Origin of the sequence: Chryseobacterium sp. OSA05B (assembly GCF_019970065.1) — a bacterium.
Taxonomy (GTDB): Bacteria; Bacteroidota; Bacteroidia; order Flavobacteriales; family Weeksellaceae; genus Chryseobacterium.
Genome location: NZ_JAHXYH010000005.1, coordinates 258,808 through 280,285, shown reverse-complemented (window position 1 = coordinate 280,285; position 21,478 = coordinate 258,808). Strand labels below are relative to the sequence as shown.

Below are 21,478 nucleotides of genomic sequence, written 5' to 3'. Positions count from 1 at the left end.
ACCGTTGCAGAGGTCTTCGTGATATTTTTGCAACGGCATTATTGCCGTATGCAGTTATTACCAATAAAAAATTAAATACAGATCGTGTTAGATAAAATCATAAAATTCAGTATCAAGAACAAGGTGGTTGTGGGGATCATGACCTTACTTCTCATTATCTGGGGAGTGTGGAGTGCTACAAAACTTCCCATAGATGCGGTTCCTGATATTACCAACAATCAGGTGCAGATTATTACGGCATGTCCTACACTCGCAGGACAGGAAGTAGAGCAGCTTGTTACCTTTCCCATAGAGCAGAGTATTGCCAATGTTCCGGATATCCAGGAAACCAGAAGTATTTCAAGATTCGGACTTTCCGTGATCACTGTGGTATTCAAAGAAAATGTAGACGTTTATTTTGCCAGACAGCTGATCAATGAACAGTTGAAGCTGGCTGCTGAAGAAATTCCTAAAGGAGTGGGAACTCCCGAACTTGCTCCTGTAAGTACAGGCCTTGGTGAAGTGTATCAGTATATTCTTCACCCGAAAAAAGGCAGCGAAAAGAAATATTCTGCCAAAGAACTCCGTACCATGCAGGACTGGATCGTCCGCAGACAGCTGAACGGTACGCCGGGTGTTGCAGAAATCAACAGCTTCGGAGGAGAATTGAAACAGTATGAAGTAGGGGTAAATCCTGACCGGCTTAAAGCAATGGGCGTAAGCATTTCCGATATCTTTACAGCCTTAGAAAAAAACAACCAGAACACCGGTGGAGCTTATATAGACAAAAAACCGAATGCCTATTTTATCCGTGGAATCGGCTTTGTAACCTCTTTGGAGGACATTAAAAATATTTCCGTTAAAAATGAAACAGGGAGTGTTCCGATTTTTATAAAAGATGTTGCAGACGTACGTTTCGGAAGTGCTGTACGGTACGGAGCATTGACCTATAACGGAAAAGTAGATGCTGTAGGCGGTGTCGTCATGATGCTGAAAGGAGCCAACAGTAATGACGTTGTCAGCCTTATTAAAGCTAAAATTCCAACCATTCAGAAATCCCTTCCCGATGATGTTGTGATAGAACCATTCTTGGATAGAACAGATCTTGTAGGAAGAGCAATCAATACCGTGGAGAAAAACCTGATAGAAGGTGCGCTGATCGTTATTTTCGTATTAGTGGTTTTCCTTGGAAACCTGAGAGCAGGACTTATTGTAGCTTCAGCCATTCCATTGTCTCTTCTTTTTGCTTTGGGAATGATGAATGTTTTTGGAGTCAGTGCCAATCTGATGAGCCTTGGAGCCATAGATTTCGGATTGATTGTGGATGGCGCCGTAATCATTGTGGAAGCCACTTTACATCATTTAGGCGTAAGGAAATCGGTACGGAATCTCACGCAAAGTGAGATGGACAAGGAAGTTTTCCTTTCTGCATCAAAGATCAGAAGCAGTGCTGCTTTCGGTGAAATTATTATCCTTATCGTTTACATTCCGATCCTTACACTGGCCGGAGTAGAAGGGAAAATGTTTACCCCTATGGCTAAAACAGTTGGATTTGCCATTTTAGGAGCATTAATCCTTTCACTGACCTATATTCCGATGATGAGCGCCTTGTTTTTGTCCAAAAAGATTTCGCATAAAGAAACCTTTTCAGATAAGATGATGAGCTTCCTGCAGAAGATCTATCAGCCAATGTTGCACAAAGCAGTGAAAGTAAAATACATCATTGTTTCAGCCACGATTTTCATTTTCGTCATCAGCGCCTTTATTTTCAAAAATATGGGTGGCGAATTTATTCCCCAGCTGCAGGAAGGAGATTATGCATTTCACTGTATCCTGCCGCAGGGAAGTTCACTTAGCCAGAGTATCGAAACCTCCATGCAGGCTTCAAGAATTATCAAACAGTTTGATGAGGTAAAAATGGTCGTTGGAAAAACCGGTTCCGCTGAGGTTCCTACCGACCCGATGCCTCCCGAAACTACCGATTTGATTGTCGTTTTAAAACCGCAAAAAGAATGGAAATCAAAAAAATCATACACAGAACTCGCCGATGAGATCAGTGAGAAATTAGAAACTATTCCAGGGGTATTCTTTGAAAAGAACCAGCCGATTCAGATGCGTTTCAATGAGCTGATGACAGGGATCAGACAGGATGTTGCCGTTAAAATTTTTGGGGAAAATCTGGATTCACTGTCTATTTATGCAGATAAAGTAGGAAAGATCATCCAGACCGTTGACGGTGCGACGCCTCCTCAGATCGAAAGAATAAGCGGACTTCCCCAGATCAACGTAGAATATGACAGAACGAGAATGGCCAATTATGGTTTAAATATAGAAGACGTAAACAATGCCGTAAGCACAGCCTTTGCCGGAAAAGCAGCCGGTCAGGTGTTTGAAAACGAAAGACGTTTCGATCTTGTAGTGCGTCTCGACAGTCTTCACAGAACGAATATCGATGATGTGAATAATTTAATGATTGCAACAGGTACAGGAGCACAGATTCCCCTTTCCCAGGTGGCCAATGTCAGCTATAAACTGGGGCCTGCACAGATCAGTCGGGAAGAAGGGAAAAGAAGGATCGTGATCGGTTTTAATGTAAAAGACCGCGATGTACAAAATGTGGTGAAAGATATTCAGGCGAAATTAGATGAACAGATCAAGCTACCTTCCGGATATTACTTTACCTATGGTGGACAGTTTGAAAATCTGCAGGAAGCCAGCAAGCGTCTAATGATCGCGGTTCCGGTTTCCCTGTTTCTGATTTTTATGCTGCTCTATTTCACTTTCCACTCATTTAAGCAGGCTGCATTGATTTTTACAGCCATTCCGATGAGTGCCATCGGAGGGGTTTTTGCCCTTCTTTTAAGAGATATGCCGTTCAGTATCAGTGCCGGAATCGGGTTTATTGCCCTTTTCGGAGTCGCAGTTCTTAACGGAATTGTTTTGATAGGAACTTTTAACCAGCTGGAAAAAGAGGGCGAGACGGATGTATTGAAGAGAGTATATGAAGGAACAAAAACCAGATTAAGACCGGTTCTGATGACCGCAACGGTAGCTTCATTAGGATTTCTGCCTATGGCGATTTCTACAGGAGCAGGAGCTGAGGTACAGAAACCATTGGCAACCGTAGTTATCGGAGGATTGGTGACCGCTACATTCCTAACCTTATTTGTTCTGCCAATGCTCTATATTATTTTTAATTCAAAGATTCCACGAAAGATGAGTAGAATTAAGCCCATCACAACAGTTATTATTCTTGGGTTGCTGATGTTCGGACAGACGTTCAATGCGCAGACCAGACAGATTTCTGTTGATCAGGCCGTAGAAATGGCTGCCGAAAATAATTTGGTTTTAAAATCAAAAGATCTGAATATAAAATCTGCAGAAGCTTTGAAAGGGACGGCAAAAGAACTTCCCAAATTAAATTTTGAAGCTCAGCTGGGTCAGTATAACAGTCCGAAATTCGACCAATCATTTGCCATTTCGCAGAGTATTCCTTTTCCTACGCTGTTCAAAGCAAGGAGAGAATTGATCACTGAAAATATAAAAGCCAGACAGATTGATAAAGAAGTTTCTGCAAACGAACTTACAAAACAGGTAAGAACGTATTATTATCAGATCGAATATCTTCAGTACAATAAATTTAAACTGAAAGATCTTGATAGCCTTTATCAGGATTTTATCAGGATTGCAACCGTAAGATTTAAAGCGGGAGATATCAAGAAGATTGAAATTAATACAGCAGAAACCCAAAAAGGAGAAATCAATCTGCTGCTGAAACAGAATGAAGTGTATTTAAACAATGCCTATAAAAATTTAAAGACATTACTGAATACCTCCGAGAATTTCGAAGTTCCGTTTAAAAGCGATTATGAACCCCTGAAGACAGAAAATATTCTGGACAGTTCATCTGTAGCCAATAATCCGACAGTTAAAGCTTTTTATCATGAAATGGAAATGGCCGAAAAGAATAAAAACGTGGAAAAATCCCAGGGGCTTCCTGAATTCAGCCTTGGTCTGACGAGCCAGTCACTGATAGGTTTACACACCAAAAACGGACAGGAGAAATTCTATAATGCCGGCGACCGTTTCAATTCGTTCTCTGTCGGGGTTGCGATTCCATTGACGTTTGGAGCAACAAAAGCAAGAATGCAGTCTCTGGAATATGAAAAATATGCCGCTGAAACCAATGCGAAGATGCAGCAGAAACAACTTTCGACACAGCTCGAAAATGCTTTCGGACAGTATCAGCAGGACATACAGCAATATGAATATTATGTCAATCAGGCTATTCCGAACGCTGAAAAAATTGTCAAGGCAGCTCAGTTAGGCTACAAAACAGGAGAAATCTCTTACGTAGAATATCTTTTTGCCCTGCAGACCGCCACCAATATTCAGTTGAAATATTTAGAATCCATTCAGCAGGTCAATCAATCTGTCGTTACCATTAATTCAATCATCAATAAATAACATGAAAATAAAGCACAATATCATATCTCTGACCGTCACGGCACTTTTATTTTTAAGCTGCGGGAAAAAAGAAACGCCTGCAGAAAAACCCGAAGTGAAAACTGAAAAAGCTGAAGCCGGTCATGAAGAAGCACCGCAGACTATTGCTTCTTTAACGGAAGAACAGATCAAATCGGTCGGAATATCTTTAGGTCCCTTAGAAATGAAAGAACTTACGTCCACCGTCAAAGCAAACGGTCTTTTGAGGGTTCCAAATAATAATAAAGCCACCATCACCTCTCTGTACGGCGGAGTGATCAAAACTCTGAATGTACAGGTTGGAAGCATCGTGAAAAAGGGACAGGTGATCGCAACCATCGCCAATCCTGAATTTATCCAGTTACAGGAAGAATACCTGACGACGAACAGCAGAATTACCTATTCAGAGCAGGAATACAGAAGACAGCGTGAACTTTTTGACAACGATGCAGGCGCCAAGAAAAACCTTCAGAGTTCAGATGCCGAGCTTAAAACACTGAGAACGAAAAAAGCTTCCCTTATGAGACAGCTTCAGATGATGGGGATCAGTCCGGGAAAAGTGAATAATGGGAATATGAGATCAGGGTTGGTGATTACAGCCCCAATCAGCGGAACCGTCAGCAGTATTTCAGCACAGATCGGAAGCTATGTAGACGTTTCATCACCTGTGGCAGAAGTTATCGACAACAATTCGATTCACCTTGACCTGCAGGTTTTTGAAAAAGACCTTCCTAAAATGAGAGTAGGGCAGATCGTGCATTTTAAGCTGACCAATAATCCTGAAACGGAATATGATGCCATGGTGTACAGTGTAGGATCTTCTTTTGAAAATGAAAGCAAAACCGTTTCTGTACACGGCACAGTGACCGGAAATAAAGCAGGTCTTATCGACGGAATGAATATCACCGGAATTGTCAGTCTTGATAAAAATACAACGCCTGCTGTTCCTAATGAAGCCATCGTAGAGGCAGACGGAAAATACTATGTCTTCATCCGTACCGATAAAAAACCGGAGGAGCATGAAGGGGAAGAAGGTGGAGCCGATCATAAAAATGAAAAAGGAGAACCTGCACAACATCAAAAAACCTTGAACTTTGAAAAAGTAGAAGTGATAAAAGGAACATCAGATATGGGATATACAGCCATTACGCCTGTAAAAGGAATTCCTGCTGATGCCAGAATTGTAGTAAAAGGAGCCTTTTTCGTGAATGCTAAACTCTCCAATTCCGGCGGGCATGAGCATTAAAATAAGGAAATGATAATCGATTTATAGAAACTGGCCGGAAGAACTACCGATTTTTATGCCTAAATTAGAGGTGTTTACGGTACATTTTCAGGGGCAGAATATAAAAAACATTCTAATACATCATTCAGTTATGCTGTTAAACAAGAAAATATCCATCTGGTATTTCATCCGTGAAATAAAAACCCAGATACTGTATATGGGAATATTTGCTGTGTCCATAGGATTATTAGACCTTCTCCCATGGTTCCGGAAAATTTCACTTCCCCTTAATATTCCGGCTCTTTTAGGAACAGCTGTTTCGTTGCTGCTGGCATTCCGTACTTCCCAGTCCTACGAAAGATGGTGGGAAGCCAGAACAGTCTGGGGTGCCATAGTGAATGATTCAAGAACGCTGATGAGGTTGATCATCCAGTTTTTCCCGGCAGGAGAAGATAAAATCATAAAGGAATTTGCAGAAAGGCAGATCATCTGGACGTATGCTCTTGGTGAATCTTTGAGAAGACAACCTTTTTCAGACCGGGTTCAGAACTATTTGGATCAACATAAGATCAAAGCGGCCAACGTTCCGAATGCACTTCTGGATGCCCATTCCCAACAGCTCAGAGATATCGCTTCTTCAAAAGGTTTAACAGACTTTCAGCAGATGCAGCTGAACGACATCATCACAAGGCTCTGCGACAGTATGGGAAAATGTGAAAGACTGAAGAATACGGTTTTTCCAAGGTCTTACAGTATTTTGCTGCATACCTTGATCTATGTTTTTGCGGCCATCCTTCCTTTTGGACTGGATGATGGACAGCTGGCTGTAGAGATTATCATTACGTTCCTGATTCCGGTGATGTTTCTTGCGATCGAGAAAACATCTATTATCATGCAGGATCCTTTTGAAAACGGACCTGTAGATACACCTGTGACCGCATTGGCACAGACCATTGAAATTAATATTAAACAGATGACAGGAGATCAGAACATTCCTGCCAAAAAAGATAATTCTTTGTATTACGAAATGTGATCCACTAAAATTTCAGAAAAACATGGAAGAAATAAAAACACAGACAGGTTCACCGGCCAGCAGACATAAAAAGAATCTGCTTTTTGTGCTGATATTGAGCGGAACCTATATGATCGCTGAGGTGATCGGGGGCCTTGTCACCCAAAGTCTTGCCCTGATGGCAGATGCGGCACATATGCTGACCGATGTGGTCGGTTTATTTTTGGCATTTATCGCCATCAAAATAGGAGAGCGGAAGGCAGATGCTTCTAAGACATTCGGGTATTACCGGACAGAGATATTGGCAGCAGTAATCAATGCAGTGGTATTACTAGGTATTTCCCTGTATGTACTGTATGAAGCTTACCAAAGATTTCAGAATCCTCCCGCAGTCCAGAGTAAAACAATGTTGATTGTAGCGGGAATAGGACTTGTAGTCAATATTATCGGAATGATGATCCTGAGAAAAGATTCAGAAGGAAGCCTGAATATGAAAGGTGCTTATTTTGAAGTGCTTTCCGACATGCTTACTTCCATCGGAGTCATGATCGCCGGAGTCATTATGCTGACAACAGGTTGGTATTATGCAGATCCAATTATTTCTGCATTGATTGGTCTTTTGATTTTCCCCAGAACCTGGCGTTTGCTGAAAGAAGCAGTTAATGTATTATTAGAAGGAACTCCCAAAGATGTAGATATTCACAAGCTGCGTCAATCACTGGAAGAAGTTCCGGGAGTGAAAGAAGTTCATGATCTTCATGTATGGTCATTGACATCAAGCGTAAATGCGATGAGCGTGCACATTATAAGAGATAACAGAACGGCTCAGAATCCATTGCTGAAAACTTTAACGGAAGTGACCACCGGAAATTTTAAAATCATTCATACTACTTTTCAGATTGAAGAGGAAGGGTATGAAGAACAGGAAATGCACTTATAAAAATTAATTGTAGAAATGAAAAAAGATATAGAAAACAAACTCATCGATAAAAATACCAAACCCACCAGCATGCGGATTCTGGTGTATGATTTTTTGAGTACACAGGAGGCGGCACTCTCCCTTTCAGAAGTGGAAAGTCATTTTGATAATGCGGACAGGACAACGATTTACCGGACACTGAAAACGTTCGAAGAAAAAGGAATTGTCCACAGCATACAGGAAAATACCACTACAAAATACAAATTATGTGATGACGGCTGCGATGAGAAAACCCACAAAGACTGGCATCTGCATTTTTACTGCAAAATATGCAAGCAGACGACCTGCAGAGAAGATATTTCCTTTCCTCAAAATGTTCAGTCCAATTTCAGAATCGATGAAATAAGACTTTTTGCCAAAGGAATCTGTGAAAACTGTCTTGAAAGTTTGCAATAGTATTGCATTGAGTATAACTTTAATTTTACATCAAAATAGTATTTATGGAAGAATGTTGCAGTACAAAACCCAAAAAGAAAGAACAGCATACACACGATCATTCCGAAGGAGACGGGCATGATCACTCTCACGATACAGGAGACAAAACACCTTTTCAGATGTTTCTACCTGCTATCATCTCTTTCCTGTTGTTGCTGATAGGAATAGCATTGGACAATTATATAAAAACAGAATGGTTTACAGGCTGGGTGCGTTTGGTCTGGTATCTGGCGGCCTATATTCCTGTAGGATTTCCTGTATTAAAGGAAGCCTACGAAAGTATCGTTCATGGAGATGTCTTTTCTGAATTTTTCCTGATGGGAATTGCCACAGTAGGAGCATTTGCAATCGGGGAATATCCCGAAGGTGTTGCTGTAATGCTGTTCTATTCCGTAGGAGAAGTATTCCAGGGAATGGCCGTTTTAAGAGCCAAAGGAAACATCAAAGCCTTGCTGGATCAGCGTCCTGATGAGGTAACGATCATTGAAGCCAGCCAGCCAAAGACCATTAAAGCAAAAGAAACCAAAATAGGAGACATCATCCAGCTGAAGCCGGGAGAAAAACTGGCCCTTGACGGTGAACTGATGACTGAGTCAGCTTCATTCAATACCGCAGCGCTCACAGGTGAAAGTAAACCGGATACCAAAACAAAAGGGGAAGCCGTATTGGCCGGGATGATCAATATGAACAGCATTGCTCTCGTAAAAGTAAATACGGCTTACGAAGACAGCAAACTGAGTAAAATTCTGGAACTGGTTCAAAACGCAACCGCGCAGAAAGCCCCGACCGAATTATTCATCAGAAAATTTGCAAAAGTATACACGCCGATTGTCGTATTTCTTGCCATAGGAATCTGTCTTCTGCCGTATTTCTTTGTTGATGATTATCAGTTCAGGGACTGGCTGTACAGAGCCTTGATCTTTCTGGTGATCTCATGTCCTTGTGCATTGGTGATCTCCATTCCTTTAGGATATTTCGGGGGAATTGGAGCAGCGAGCAGAAACGGGATTCTGTTTAAAGGAAGTAATTTCCTAGACAGTATCGCAGAGATTAAGAATGTGGTGATGGATAAAACCGGAACCATGACGGAAGGTGTATTCAAAGTACAGGAAGTAAGCATTAATCCAGAATTCAATAAAGAAGAGATCCTGAAACTGGTCAATCTACTGGAAAGCAAAAGTACGCACCCTGTGGCTACAGCAATTCATAATTATGCAGGAGAGATTGAGCATTCTATTCCCCTGGAAAATGTGGAAGAAATTGCAGGACATGGTTTAAAAGCGTCAGTCAATGGAAAAGAATTGCTGGTCGGTAATTTTAAGCTGATGGATAAATTTAATATCAGCTACGATACCAAGCATGCTAATATTGTGTATACGCTAATTGCTATAGCTTATGATAAAAAGTTTGCAGGGTACATCACCATTGCAGACAGTATAAAAAGCGATGCCAAAGAAACCGTTGACAATCTTCACAGAATGGGCGTAAAAGCAACCATGCTGAGCGGTGATAAAAGTACTGTTGTCAAATATGTGGCAGATCAGTTGGGCATCGACAATGCTTTTGGAGATCTCTTACCGGAAGACAAAGTCAATAAAGTAAAAGAGATTAAAGCAAAAAATCAAACCGTAGCCTTTGTTGGTGATGGCGTAAATGATGCTCCCGTTGTTGCGCTCAGCGACGTAGGAATTGCCATGGGAGGACTCGGAAGCGATGCCACGATTGAAACCGCAGATGTAGTTATCCAGGATGATAAACCGAGCAAAATTCCAATGGCGATCAATATTGGTAAGCAAACCAAAAAGATCGTTTGGCAGAATATTGTTCTTGCGTTTGCGGTAAAAGCTGTAGTCTTAGCGCTCGGAGCCGGAGGTCTGGCAACGATGTGGGAAGCTGTATTCGCAGATGTAGGAGTAGCGATGCTGGCTATTTTAAATGCGGTGAGGATTCAGAGGATGAAGTTTAATTAGGGAGTAGGTATAAGGAATAGGTTGCAGATAGCAGGTAAAAGGTGCCAAACAATAGCTTCTAGGTTGAAGCGACCCATTATTAACTATTAAAACGGTATAAAATTTTATCGGAGATAAAATCCTTGCGTCTTAAAGCATCTTTTTATAATATTCTTCGCGGCTTTGCGATAAAAAATACGACATCATCGGTTTAAAAATAAAAACACCCAAACCTATAAGGTTTGGGTGTTTTATGCGCAAAAAGAATCTGCAAAATGACCATAATCTGCGAGAGCAAACTATCATAACAATAAGAAACCTTATTTTCCCCTAATCCCTAATCCCTAATCCCTAATCCCTAATCCCTAATCCCTAATCCTAATCCCCAAAATAATCAATGACATTCATCATAAATAATACATAAACCCAATTTGAGTAGTATATTTGTAGAACAGAACTGATCATTGAGACTTTTTATTTCCATATTCATCATTTTTACCATTGCATTACGCCCTGTTTTGCCATTGGTGAACTATGCCGTGAACTATGATTATATTGTAAAAAATCTCTGTGAGAACAGAAATATTCCTCAGTCTACGTGTAAAGGGAAGTGCTACGTCAGCAAAGAACTGGCGAAAACAGAAAAGCAGTCCAATAATTCCCAGGTCATCAAAATATCCGTTCTGGATGTTTTTGTTTCCCACGGTACCCTTTCATTTTTAGGACTGAAAGCATCTGATGCTGAAAATGAGGCTATACATTCAGATTATCATATTAATCATACTTCGGAATATTTTTCCAGAATATTCCATCCTCCTTTAGCTTAATTTCAACTATTCTTTTAGTTTTTTCTCAAAGTGTCTTCTTTTTTTACGACCTCATGTTGTAAAATCGGTGCTTAGCTTTGCATTAAAAATTAATTCACACATTCATAATACTATCAATTTCAATTTACCATTAAAATGAAATCAAAAATTATTTTGACTGCATTATTGTCAGTTTCATTATTTGCCTGTGCCCAGGAAACCCCTAAAGTAAAGCATAAAAAGAGCAGTGCCTCTTCAAAATCAACGGTTAAAAAAGTAAAATTTGCCAATGCTGAAGATCCTATCTGTCACATGAAAACAGAAGATTATATGAAAGATACGGCAGTCTATAAAAATAAAACGTACGGTTTTTGCAGTAGTCTATGTAAGGACGAGTTCAAAAAAAATCCCGAGAAATATGCCAAAAAATAATAAGACCAAAAACGGAGCCAAGAGAAAGGTGATCATTCCGATTGCGATTTTCGCTCTTCTGTTTCTGGGAATAGGTGTAGGAATGGGATATTTCAAGAAGAACCTGTACACCGTAATGAAGGTTCCCGATTTTGAACTCACCGACCAGAATAATAAAAAAATCACCAATAAAGATATGCTGGGAAAGGTATATCTGGTAGAGTTTTTCTTTAGCAGATGTCCTACGATTTGTCCTGTGATGAACCGGAATATGAGATTTATTGAAGATGAGGTGAACAGTCCTGAATTCGGGATCATTTCAATAAGTATAGATCCGGAAAATGATACACCTGCTGCGTTGAAAGAACATGCTAAAAGTGTAGGTGCAAAATCTCCGGACTGGCATTTTCTTACCGGAAACAGAGATTATATCGGAAAACTGGCAGACCAGTTCAATATCTATGTGGGAGATAAGGAAGACGACAGTGAAAGCCTTAACCATAGCGGAATGATCGCTTTGGTGGATAAAGAAGGAAATATCCGTTGCAGATACAATAAAGATAAAATGCCGATCCTGTATTACTCCGGACTGAATTATGAAGATCCGGAAGGGAAAACTCCCAAGCTTACCGGAAAGTATCATCCAGACCGAGAAATATTGATCGAGGATATTAAGAAATTATTGAAATAGATTTGGGAAAGGAAGATGGAAGAATGAAGCTGGAAGTTTAATGATGAGGGTAATGATGAATGAGAGTCATCAATGTAGAGGATTAAAAGACTGAATGAATTGGTGATCATGAAGTAGGGTAGTCTTAATGTAGAAAGTAATGACTGGGATAATGATGGGTGAAAGTCATGAATGCTGAGGGTTAAAAAGAGAGATGAAGAAGTATCGATGAAGTATAGTTATCTTAAGACAGAAATGACTTCCCTCTTCCATCCTCCCGCTTCCCTTCTATAAGTATAAAAATATTGTTAAACCATAAAAACAAAACGTTATGAAGATTTTGAAAATAGCAGCTTTAAGTGCCGTATTTGCCGCACAGTTTGCTTTTGCGCAGTTTAAGCAGACACCGCTTCCGTATGCATACAATGCACTGGAAGGTTCAGTAGATGCACAGACGATGGAAATTCACTATTCAAAGCATGCGGCAGCCTATGTTGCCAATTTGAATAAAGCGATTGCCGGAACACCACAGGAAAAACAAACGCTTTTCCAGATCCTTTCAGGAGTTTCTAAACTTACGCCGGCAGTAAGAAATAATGCAGGTGGACATTACAACCACGAGCTTTTCTGGACGGTTCTTACGCCTGTAAAAAATACACAGCCCTCTGAAAAATTAGCCAAAGCGATTACGGAAACTTTCGGAAGCATGGATGCGTTCAAAGAAAAGATCAGTAAAGCAGGGGCGGACCGTTTCGGTTCAGGATGGGCATGGCTTTCTGTGGATAAAAACGGAAAATTATTCGTGTCTTCTACAGGAAATCAGGATAACCCTTTGATGGATGTTGTAGAGGAAAAAGGAACTCCAATATTAGGAATTGACGTTTGGGAACACGCCTATTATCTGAAGTACCAGAATAAAAGAGCAGACTATCTTACTGCTATCTGGAATGTGCTAAACTGGAAAGAAGTGAGCAGAAGATATGATGAAGCCGTAAGCAAGAAATAAAAGATGAATTTAATTTGCAGCATATTCCTCACTCTTTATATGGTGTTCAGACCTCTGATCCCACTGATGGAGTATGCTGTAAATTATGATTATATCTCCACCGTTCTCTGTATCAATAAAAGCAAGCCGGAGCTTCACTGTAACGGAAAATGTTACCTGAGCAAAGAACTTGCAAAAACGAATGATTCCGATTCTTCGCCTTTAAACAAAACCAAAAATTCAGGACAGAAAATTCTTGACATCTGTACACTCCCTGAAATTACAGGAATCAATAAAGCGGAAAGTTTCCTTTCTGTACACTCCAATTTTCTCTACGAAACAGCCTATTCTTTTCTGTTTCTCAAACACATTTTCAAACCACCGGTTTTTTAAGTTCAGTTTTAATCATTACAAAACTACAGAACGCATATAAGGTTCGCTGAAATTCAGTGTTCTTCTATATAGTTGTTCAATACACTTTACATAACTGAAGTGTCAAAAGCTTTTGTGCCTTTGATGTGATATTTTTCACCACAAATTGCACAGATGTTTACACATATTATTCAGGTAAAAAATCTTTGATTTTTTTTAAACTTAAGTGATCTTCTTATGGAAAAGCATTTCAACTTCAAGTAACTAAAGTGTCAAAAAACTTTTGCGCCTTCTGTGGTTAATATAATGAATGTTCACGCATTCAAAAGTATTTCTATTTTAAAAATTCAACTTAAAAAATCAAAATGAAAACTTATAAATTTTTATCATTATTCTTTATTGCCTTTAGTTTATTCACTTTATCGTCATGCCGAAACAACGACGATGACGATCCACAGGATACTTCAACCGGAAACCTTCAGATAAAATTTGAAAACGGATTCAATAACCTGGGGAATATCGTACTTAACCAAACTGTACAGACTTCAGCTGCCGGGCAAAAACATAATTTCTCCGCTGTAAAATATGTTATCAGCAATATCACACTGATTGACGAAAGCGGAAATGAATTCAAATACAATGAAAATAACCCTGATAGAGGTGCTTTCATCGTAGATCAGGCAGATGCCGTTGCAGGAGTTGTTTACCTTGATCTGAACGGAATTCCGAAAAATAATTATAAGAAAGTAAAATTCGGACTTGGGATAAGTCAAAAGGCTTATCTGTTGGGGCAAAACGGTCAGGCTGAATTCTGGACGAAAGCCAAGCAGAAAGGAATGTCATGGTCATGGGCAGCCGGTTATGTCTTTGTAAAACTGGAAGGTAAATACGGAACTGCCTCCGCAGATACAGAATTCATGAATCACACCGGAAATATGGGAAATGTAACGGCTAATAATACGCCGGATCTTTACCGGGAAATTACGTTGAATCTTCCGACAACCGCCAGAGTAACGGCTCAGGTAAGACCTTCCATTCACATTCTTGCAGATTTGAATCAGTTTCTGAGCGGCAGCAAAACGCTTTCCCTTACTACAGAAAATAACATGATGATGGGTTCAAGCCAGCACTTGGTGGATGTTACCAATAACCTTACCGCAATGTTTAAAGTAGATCATGTTCATAATGATTAGGATTTTATTAAAAACAATGCTGCTGGTCATTACATTTCTGAGCTGTTGGTCCTGTTCAGATGAGGTGATGCAGCCGCTGGAAAAAGATGAGGCCTATTCATTGCAGTTTCCGGCGTACTTTCCGGAAATGACGTTCGATGCATCCGGGAATCCGGTGACGAAAAAAGGAGTAGAGTTGGGAAGAAATTTATTTTATGAGGGTAGACTTTCCAGAAACAATACCATATCATGTGGTTTCTGTCATATTCAGGAAAATGCTTTCACGCATCATGGCCACACGGTTAGTCATGGAGTGGACGACAGAATTGGAATCCGTAATGCACCACCCATTCAAAACATGGCCTTCCTGAAAAGGTATATGTGGGACGGAGTGATCCATAATTTGAATGAGCAGCCGATCATTCCGATCACGGATGCCAATGAAATGGACAGTTCCATGCCCGAGGTGATTTCTAAATTAAAGGATGATCAGAAGTATAAAAAACTCTTCATGGCGGCTTATGGTGACGAAAATATAACCGGTGAACGAATATTGAAGGCTTTGTCACAGTTTATGGTCAGCATGATTTCTGCAGATTCGAAATATGACAGGGTGAAACAGGGAAAAGAAAATTTCACCTCTGACGAATCTCAGGGACTAGCTCTTTTTAATCAGAAATGTGCTTCCTGCCATGGCGGAGAATTATTTACCGATGAAAGTTTCAGGAATACGGGGATGTATTACAATGCCCAGTTCAAAGATGCGGGCCGTCATCGCGTGACCCTTGATCAGAATGACTGGATGAAATTCCGTGTGCCGAGCCTGAGAAATGTAGAATATACCGCACCTTATATGCATGACGGGAGATTTTACACGCTGAGCGCAGTTCTTAATTTCTATTCAGATAGTGTGGAGGATAATCCCAATCTGGATCCGCAGCTAAAAAAGAACGGGCATATCGGAATTGCGATGAATACGCAGGAAAAGCAGTTTGTCATCGCCTTTTTGAAAACCTTATCCGATAAAAACTTTATTTCTAATCCAAAATTTGCAGAATGAGCATCATGAACATGAAAAACATAATTTTTATACTGAGCATCACATTATCATTAGTCTGTCAGGCTAAAACAATCAACGACAGTTTGTATATCGCAGATCATATAGATAAAATTGTATTTGACGACTGTGATGCGTGCGGCTGTGCTGCAGGAAACGGGTCTTCCGGTTTTGAATCTTTGCTGAATCCGCAGTTTATCGGGATCAAATATTTTGCCCAGCATTATAAAGCTAAAGAAAATCTTTTTGTAAAAGATCTTACACAGGATCAGTATTTCAATACCCTGCAGGTTTGGGGGAAAATTCCATTGACAGAAAAGCTGAGTGTATACGCCAGCCTGCCCTTTCATTTTCATGAGAAGAGAACCATGCAGGGCGATATCAACATTAATGGGATCGGAGATCTGAACCTGATGGGAATTTATCGGATCGTGAGTTCTAAAGATAATTTTCACCAGCTTAATGGAGGTTTGGGAGTCAAAATTCCTTTAGGAAAATTTGATGAAAAAGGAGCTTCTGGCGTTAATCCAAGTTTTCAGCTGGGAACGGGAAGCTGGGATTATCAGGCCGCTTTGAATTATAAGTTTCAAAAGAATAAGCTGGCTGTACTGATCAACACAGATTACACCGTAAAAACCGAAAACAAAAAGAATTACCGTTTCGGAAACCAGTGGAATTACGCCGCGACAGGTTTTTATCAGCTTTCAGGAAATGAAAAGGCCATTTTCTCTGCAAAAGCCGGACTTCAGGGCGAAGTTTATGATAAAAACAAACAGTTTGACGAGGTATTGCCCAAAACGGCCGGAAGCGCTTTATATGGAAAACTCGGTTTTGAGGCTTCCTATAAAAAGTTCAGTCTGGGAGGAGAGGTCATGCTGCCTGCTTATTCCAATCTGGCAAGTGGGGACATTGAAGCAAAATCAAGATTCAGTGTTTTTATCAATTTTGGAATTTAAGGTCATGGTGGCTTCGAGCCTCAGCCATCAAGTGTAGGTTATTCAATGTTCATTACATGAGAAGTAATTTTACATTTTACTGTAATTTCTAAAAAAACCGCTGGCTGAGGTTCCCAAAGCCACCGGTTTTTGTACAATCTCTTCTTTGCACACTTGCTTTTTTCCATTAAAAAAAAGAGTCTTTACAATTTTTAGTCATTAAAAATGTCGTTTAAGATGTTTTTATAGTGTTGATAGTTAATTTATTATGTGATGTATTGCATCTGCTAATTATTTTCTATCTTTGCCGAAATCTGGTGCGCTGTAAAAAGCACTTAAAAGGGAATCCGGTGAAAATCCGGAACAGACCCGCTGCTGTAAGCTCCACATCAAAGTTTTTGAAGAGTATATCCACTGTTTTTTAATGGGAAGGATTTCAAAAACGGAGTAAGTCAGAAGACCTGCCAGAAGATAAACGTTTGATGCTTTCGTGGAATAAAGCTTAGGACAACAATGATTCTGTGCAGTAACAGCTGCGCTTTATCTTTGCTATCTTATATCCATTAGCGTCAACATTATTCTCAATGAGCTAATGGTCAGAAAATATACTGCTTCACAGTTTAAAAAAGGCGTTATCACATTATTTGTGGCAGCATCTCAACTTATATTCTCACAATCCGGAGACACCCTCAGGGAGAAAACCATTCTTCCTATCCAGCTTTACAAAAAAGATTTTAAAGAAATTCTTCCCGCACAGATCCTTTCAGGGGAACAACTTGAAAGATTGAACAGCCAGTCGGTGGCCGATGCTTTACGGTATTTTTCAGGAGTTCAGATCAAAGATTATGGCGGAATGGGTGGCCTGAAAACGGTCAATATCCGAAGTATGGGAAGCCAGCATGTGGGTGTTTTCTATGACGGTATCCAGCTGGGAAATGTTCAGAACGGAATCGTGGATCTTGGAAAATTTTCACTGGATGATCTTCAAGCCATTTCTTTATATAATGGTCAGAAAAGTGAAATTTTTCAGCCTGCAAAGGACTTCGGATCTTCCGGATCTATTTATCTTCAGCCTAAAATACCTGTTTTTAAAGGAGATCAGAAGACCAATCTGACGGTTAAGCTGAAATTAGGTTCGATCAGTTTGTTTAATCCTTCCTTCCGTCTGGAGCAGAAGCTTTCAGACAGAGTTTCGGCAAGTTTCAGCTCGGAATTTGTACAAAGCGATGGATTATATAAATATAAATACGAAAAGAAAAATTCCGACGGATCTGTTGCCAATGATACCATTGCCAGAAGATATGATTCCTACATCCGAGCGAAACGTTTTGAAGGCACCTTAAACGGAACCATTAATGACGGAAGCTGGAGTGTACGCGGATACGGCTATATTTCCGATCGTGGAGTTCCCACAGCCATTGTTAATAATAATTTCACACCTAAAGGTCAGCAGATGCTGGATGAAAACTATTTTGTCCAGGCCAGTTTCCGAAAAAAGCTGTTTCCAAAATTTGAAACGCAGTTCAAAGCTAAATTTGCTTACGACTACACCCGGTTTTTAGATACAGTGAATATAGCCAACACAGCGCTGCCGATAGATAATTCTTATGTTCAGAGAGAGCTCTATTTTTCCAATTCAAATATTTATTCTATTAATAACAACTGGGATGTAAGTGCGAGTTTTGATTTTCAGTATAATAATCTCAATGCCAGTCTGAGGGATTTTTCATATCCTACCCGTTATACTTCGCTCGTTTCTTTTGCTACGACCTATCAATGGAATAGATTTAAGTTTCTGGGAAGTGTTCTGGGAACTTTTGTCCATGAAAACGTAAAAATGAATGCGAAGTCTCCCGATAAAACCGAATGGACCCCTTCCGCTTTCCTGAGCTATCAGCCTTTTGAATCTAAAGATCTTACCGTTCGGGCTTTCTACAAAAGAGTTTTCAGAATGCCTACTTTCAATGATTTGTATTACACCATGATCGGGAATGTAATGCTTAAACCTGAATACACGAACCAGTATGATGCAGGTTTCACCTATCAGAAACTCTATGACCATCAATTTTTTAAAGGAATCTATGTGAAAGTGGATGGCTATTATAATGAAGTTGAGAACAAGATTATCGCGGTTCCTACCACCAATCTTTTCAGATGGATGATGGTGAATTTGGGTGAAGTAAAAATCATTGGGGCAGACGTGAATGTTCAGGCTGAATTTGATATTAATAAATTGAAACTGAAACCTTTGGTAAGCTATACCTATCAGCGCGCCGGAGATTATACTGATAAAAGTGACGATTATTACGGTGACCAGATCTCCTATGTGCCATGGCATGCATTAACTTTTACCATGATGGCAGACTATAAAGACTGGAGTTTCAATTACAGTTTTATGTACACCGGAGAACGCTATGATGCCCAGCTGAATAATATCAAAGCCAATTATCTTCAGCCATGGTACACCCATGATTTATCCGTTCAGAAAAAATTCAACTGGCATTCTCACCAGATTAATGCCGGTTTTGAGGTCAATAACGTCCTTAATCAATACTATGACGTGGTCAGGAATTATCCGATGCCCGGAAGAAATTTTAAACTTATTGTAAGCTTTACATTATGAAAAAACTAAACTTTTGCCTGCTGGCCTTTACTCTTTTCTTTCTGTTCTCATGTAGGACAGATGACAATATAGTTCCTTCGGAAACAAAAGAGGTAAGCAATGGAGAAGATACACCTATTAAAGGATTTTATCTTCTGAACGAAGGAAATATGGGCAGCAACAAATGTACGCTCGATTATTTCGATTATGCGACAGGAACATACCGTAAAAATATTTATGGGGAAACCAATCCGAGTGTGGTAAAAGAGCTGGGTGATGTGGGAAATCATATCATGATCTACGGTAGCAAAATGTATGTCGTAGTGAATGTTTCCAATAAAATTGAAGTACTGGAAGCGAAAACAGCCAAAAGAATCAAGACTATACAGCTGCAGAACTGCCGTTATCTGGCTTTTAAAGGCAATAAAGTCTATGCCAGCAGCTACGCAGGTCCCGTTGATCTGAATCCGAACTCGCCACCGGGAAAAGTAGTGGAAATTGATACCACATCACTGAACATCGAAAGGCAGGTTGTAGTTGGATATCAGCCGGAAGAAATAGAAATTATGGGAGATCAGCTTTTTGTGGCTAATTCCGGGGGATATATGTTCCCGAATTATGACAAAACCGTTTCCGTTATTGATTTGAACAGCTTTACGCAAATCAAGAAAATTGATGTGGCCATTAATCTTCACCGTATTAAAAAGGACAACTATGGAGATCTGTATGTAAGTTCAAGAGGAGATTATTATAACATTCCATCCAGTCTTTTCCTTGTGGATGCTGCTACAGGTACTGTGAAAAAAGACTTTCACGTTGCTGTCAGCGGAATGACAATCGTCAATGATAAGCTGTACTATTACGGAAATGAATTTAATTACAATACCCATACATACGTCAAAACCTTTGGAATCATTGATGTAAAGACCGAGCAGGTTATTTCCAACAAAATCATCGACCAGCAATATGTGGACGAGATCAAAGCGCCTTATGGAATTGCTGTAAATCCTTATACGGAAGACATTTATCTAACGGATGCGAAAAATTATGTAACCACCGGATATGTATACTGTTTCGACAAGAGCGGAAAATTCAAGTGGAAAACAGAAGGCGGAAATATTCCTGCTCACTTTGCTTTTTTATATAAATAATCAGATCAGGAAAATAATGGAAAGAAAAACGAAACATATTTTAAAAACACTTCTTCTCTCTTCCTTGCTGTTGGGAACGGCAGCCTGTAAAAGCGATAGTGAAGAAGTGATGGAGGAAGTAACTTTTCCAGCAGAAGTTCTTAAAGAATCATATACAATTGACAGGCTTAAACTTTTAAGTATAGATCCAAAAATTGACGGCAAGCTGACCTGGAGCATCAATGATGCTGTTATTTCCGATCATCTGCAATTGGATTTTGTGAGTTCCACCGTGCAAAACTATCCTTTGACATTGAAAGTAGAGGTAAAAGGAGCGGTGAAGATTTATAAGTCGACTATCATTGTTAATAAAGAACTCACGCCTTACAGTAAATATATTTCAGATGTCTTTGAATTCCGTCCCGCTATAGGCCAGTTTATCAATGAGAACCCGGAATATTTGAACGGAAATACGGAGTTGGATATGATCAAAAAGGCAAAAGAATCATTGGTAGGGGGAAATTCAACGATGGTTACGCTTGGCGGTTTCGGAGGCTATGTTGCTTTCGGCTTCGATCATACGATCCCGAACCTTGACGGAAGAGATTTTAAAATTCTCGGAAATTCATTCTGGGGAAATGATGCCAATGCTACCAGAACAGGATCATGCGAACCCGGTATCATCATGGTTGGCTATGATAAAAATAACAACGGTAAACCGGACGAGGATGAATGGTATGAGATCGCCGGCAGCGAATATTTTAAAAATTCAACAACGAAAAATTACAGCATAACCTATTTCAAACCCAACGAAAGCAAGCCGCCTGTTCCCGGAAGTGATTTTTGGCAAGCTGATGTGGAGTACATCAAGTGGCAGGATAATATAGGGAATTCTGGATTTAAAACCAGAAACGCCTTCCATGCGCAAAGCTATTATCCTTTATGGCTCCCGACTGCTTCTTACACACTTACGGGGACCAGACTTAAGGATAATTTTTACGACCAGAGCGGAGTGGGGACTTATTGGGTGGGAACCTCTTATGAGTACGGCTATGCAGACAACGCCCCGAACAACGATGAAGCTTCCAACATAGATATTTCCTGGGCTGTAGATAAGAACGGAAAGTATGTAAAACTTCCGGGCATCGATTTTATAAAGGTGTATACGGGAATCAATCAGGAAGCCGGCTGGCTTGGAGAGGTTTCCACAGAAGTGGCAGGAGCCTATGACCTGCATCTCAATTAGAAAATGGAAAACAAAATTTAATATATAT

17 protein-coding genes and 1 riboswitch are annotated in these 21,478 nt (G+C 40.0%); all 17 genes read left to right on the top strand.

The features are described from left to right. Nucleotides 1-84 precede the first annotated feature (84 nt). The 17 genes from LC419_RS19450 to LC419_RS19370 all read left to right on the top strand — a co-directional run bounded on the left by LC419_RS19450 (nucleotide 85) and on the right by LC419_RS19370 (nucleotide 21,450). The gene (locus tag LC419_RS19450) at nucleotides 85-4,446 is read left to right on the top strand and encodes a CusA/CzcA family heavy metal efflux RND transporter (RefSeq protein WP_223608896.1); all 4,362 of its coding nucleotides are present in this window, start codon (nucleotides 85-87) and stop codon (nucleotides 4,444-4,446) included. 1 nt (nucleotide 4,447) lies between these two features. Continuing rightward, nucleotides 4,448-5,710, top strand: coding sequence for an efflux RND transporter periplasmic adaptor subunit (locus tag LC419_RS19445; protein WP_223608895.1), 1,263 nt, complete (start codon nucleotides 4,448-4,450; stop codon nucleotides 5,708-5,710). A 130-nt stretch (nucleotides 5,711-5,840) separates the two neighbouring features. Further along, nucleotides 5,841-6,722, top strand: a complete 882-nt coding sequence (locus LC419_RS19440) for a bestrophin family protein (RefSeq protein ID WP_223608894.1) — start codon at nucleotides 5,841-5,843, stop codon at nucleotides 6,720-6,722. A 22-nt stretch (nucleotides 6,723-6,744) separates the two neighbouring features. Further along, complete coding sequence (locus LC419_RS19435) at nucleotides 6,745-7,641, top strand: cation diffusion facilitator family transporter (protein WP_223608893.1); 897 nt, start codon at nucleotides 6,745-6,747, stop codon at nucleotides 7,639-7,641. A 15-nt stretch (nucleotides 7,642-7,656) separates the two neighbouring features. Further along, nucleotides 7,657-8,076: a Fur family transcriptional regulator gene (locus LC419_RS19430; RefSeq protein WP_223608892.1), complete on the top strand. Its 420-nt coding sequence runs from the start codon at nucleotides 7,657-7,659 to the stop codon at nucleotides 8,074-8,076. 44 nt (nucleotides 8,077-8,120) lie between these two features. Continuing rightward, on the top strand, nucleotides 8,121-10,085 hold the full coding sequence (locus tag LC419_RS19425; RefSeq protein ID WP_223608891.1) for a heavy metal translocating P-type ATPase: 1,965 nt from the start codon (nucleotides 8,121-8,123) through the stop codon (nucleotides 10,083-10,085). Nucleotides 10,086-10,528: 443 nt separating this feature from the next. Beyond that, complete coding sequence (locus tag LC419_RS19420; RefSeq protein WP_223608890.1) at nucleotides 10,529-10,891, top strand: hypothetical protein; 363 nt, start codon at nucleotides 10,529-10,531, stop codon at nucleotides 10,889-10,891. Nucleotides 10,892-11,026: 135 nt separating this feature from the next. Beyond that, nucleotides 11,027-11,302 carry a YHS domain-containing protein gene (locus tag LC419_RS19415; protein WP_223608889.1) on the top strand — a complete coding sequence of 92 codons (276 nt, stop codon included), beginning with the start codon at nucleotides 11,027-11,029 and terminating at the stop codon, nucleotides 11,300-11,302. After that, the gene (locus LC419_RS19410; RefSeq protein WP_223608888.1) at nucleotides 11,289-11,972 is read left to right on the top strand and encodes an SCO family protein; all 684 of its coding nucleotides are present in this window, start codon (nucleotides 11,289-11,291) and stop codon (nucleotides 11,970-11,972) included. Before LC419_RS19415 ends, LC419_RS19410 begins: the two co-directional genes overlap by 14 nt. Nucleotides 11,973-12,282: 310 nt before the next feature. Continuing rightward, a complete protein-coding gene (locus tag LC419_RS19405; protein ID WP_223608887.1) occupies nucleotides 12,283-12,957 on the top strand; it encodes a superoxide dismutase in 675 nt (224 codons plus the stop codon). Nucleotides 12,958-12,960: 3 nt separating this feature from the next. Further along, nucleotides 12,961-13,329 (top strand): hypothetical protein, encoded by a 369-nt coding sequence (locus tag LC419_RS19400; RefSeq protein ID WP_223608886.1) that lies wholly within the window; start codon nucleotides 12,961-12,963, stop codon nucleotides 13,327-13,329. 344 nt (nucleotides 13,330-13,673) lie between these two features. Next, nucleotides 13,674-14,501, top strand: a complete 828-nt coding sequence (locus LC419_RS19395) for an MbnP family protein (RefSeq protein ID WP_223608885.1) — start codon at nucleotides 13,674-13,676, stop codon at nucleotides 14,499-14,501. Continuing rightward, nucleotides 14,494-15,540, top strand: a complete 1,047-nt coding sequence (locus tag LC419_RS19390; RefSeq protein WP_223608884.1) for a cytochrome-c peroxidase — start codon at nucleotides 14,494-14,496, stop codon at nucleotides 15,538-15,540. The genes LC419_RS19395 and LC419_RS19390 overlap by 8 nt, the downstream gene beginning before the upstream one ends. A gap of 11 nt (nucleotides 15,541-15,551) precedes the next feature. Then, complete coding sequence (locus LC419_RS19385; protein ID WP_223608883.1) at nucleotides 15,552-16,493, top strand: transporter; 942 nt, start codon at nucleotides 15,552-15,554, stop codon at nucleotides 16,491-16,493. Nucleotides 16,494-16,770: 277 nt separating this feature from the next. Continuing rightward, nucleotides 16,771-16,956, top strand: a riboswitch (cobalamin riboswitch). Between the two features lie 108 nt (nucleotides 16,957-17,064). After that, a complete protein-coding gene (locus tag LC419_RS19380) occupies nucleotides 17,065-19,095 on the top strand; it encodes a TonB-dependent siderophore receptor (RefSeq protein WP_223608882.1) in 2,031 nt (676 codons plus the stop codon). Continuing rightward, entirely contained in the window at nucleotides 19,092-20,225 is a 1,134-nt protein-coding gene (locus tag LC419_RS19375) for a YncE family protein (protein ID WP_223608881.1), read from the top strand. Before LC419_RS19380 ends, LC419_RS19375 begins: the two co-directional genes overlap by 4 nt. Before the next feature lie 16 nt (nucleotides 20,226-20,241). Then, nucleotides 20,242-21,450 (top strand): cell surface protein, encoded by a 1,209-nt coding sequence (locus LC419_RS19370; protein ID WP_223608880.1) that lies wholly within the window; start codon nucleotides 20,242-20,244, stop codon nucleotides 21,448-21,450. The last annotated feature ends 28 nt before the right edge of the window (nucleotides 21,451-21,478 follow it).

Bases quoted from the DNA above. Each gene is read 5' to 3' on its own strand.
- LC419_RS19445 (WP_223608895.1), top strand. From the start codon at position 4,448: ATGAAAATAAAGCACAATATCATATCTCTGACCGTCACGGCACTTTTA.
- LC419_RS19440 (WP_223608894.1), top strand. From the start codon at position 5,841: ATGCTGTTAAACAAGAAAATATCCATCTGGTATTTCATCCGTGAAATA.
- LC419_RS19435 (WP_223608893.1), top strand. From the start codon at position 6,745: ATGGAAGAAATAAAAACACAGACAGGTTCACCGGCCAGCAGACATAAA.
- LC419_RS19430 (WP_223608892.1), top strand. From the start codon at position 7,657: ATGAAAAAAGATATAGAAAACAAACTCATCGATAAAAATACCAAACCC.
- LC419_RS19425 (WP_223608891.1), top strand. From the start codon at position 8,121: ATGGAAGAATGTTGCAGTACAAAACCCAAAAAGAAAGAACAGCATACA.
- LC419_RS19415 (WP_223608889.1), top strand. From the start codon at position 11,027: ATGAAATCAAAAATTATTTTGACTGCATTATTGTCAGTTTCATTATTT.
- LC419_RS19410 (WP_223608888.1), top strand. From the start codon at position 11,289: ATGCCAAAAAATAATAAGACCAAAAACGGAGCCAAGAGAAAGGTGATC.
- LC419_RS19405 (WP_223608887.1), top strand. From the start codon at position 12,283: ATGAAGATTTTGAAAATAGCAGCTTTAAGTGCCGTATTTGCCGCACAG.
- LC419_RS19400 (WP_223608886.1), top strand. From the start codon at position 12,961: ATGAATTTAATTTGCAGCATATTCCTCACTCTTTATATGGTGTTCAGA.
- LC419_RS19395 (WP_223608885.1), top strand. From the start codon at position 13,674: ATGAAAACTTATAAATTTTTATCATTATTCTTTATTGCCTTTAGTTTA.
- LC419_RS19390 (WP_223608884.1), top strand. From the start codon at position 14,494: ATGATTAGGATTTTATTAAAAACAATGCTGCTGGTCATTACATTTCTG.
- LC419_RS19385 (WP_223608883.1), top strand. From the start codon at position 15,552: ATGAAAAACATAATTTTTATACTGAGCATCACATTATCATTAGTCTGT.
- LC419_RS19380 (WP_223608882.1), top strand. From the start codon at position 17,065: ATGGTCAGAAAATATACTGCTTCACAGTTTAAAAAAGGCGTTATCACA.
- LC419_RS19375 (WP_223608881.1), top strand. From the start codon at position 19,092: ATGAAAAAACTAAACTTTTGCCTGCTGGCCTTTACTCTTTTCTTTCTG.
- LC419_RS19370 (WP_223608880.1), top strand. From the start codon at position 20,242: ATGGAAAGAAAAACGAAACATATTTTAAAAACACTTCTTCTCTCTTCC.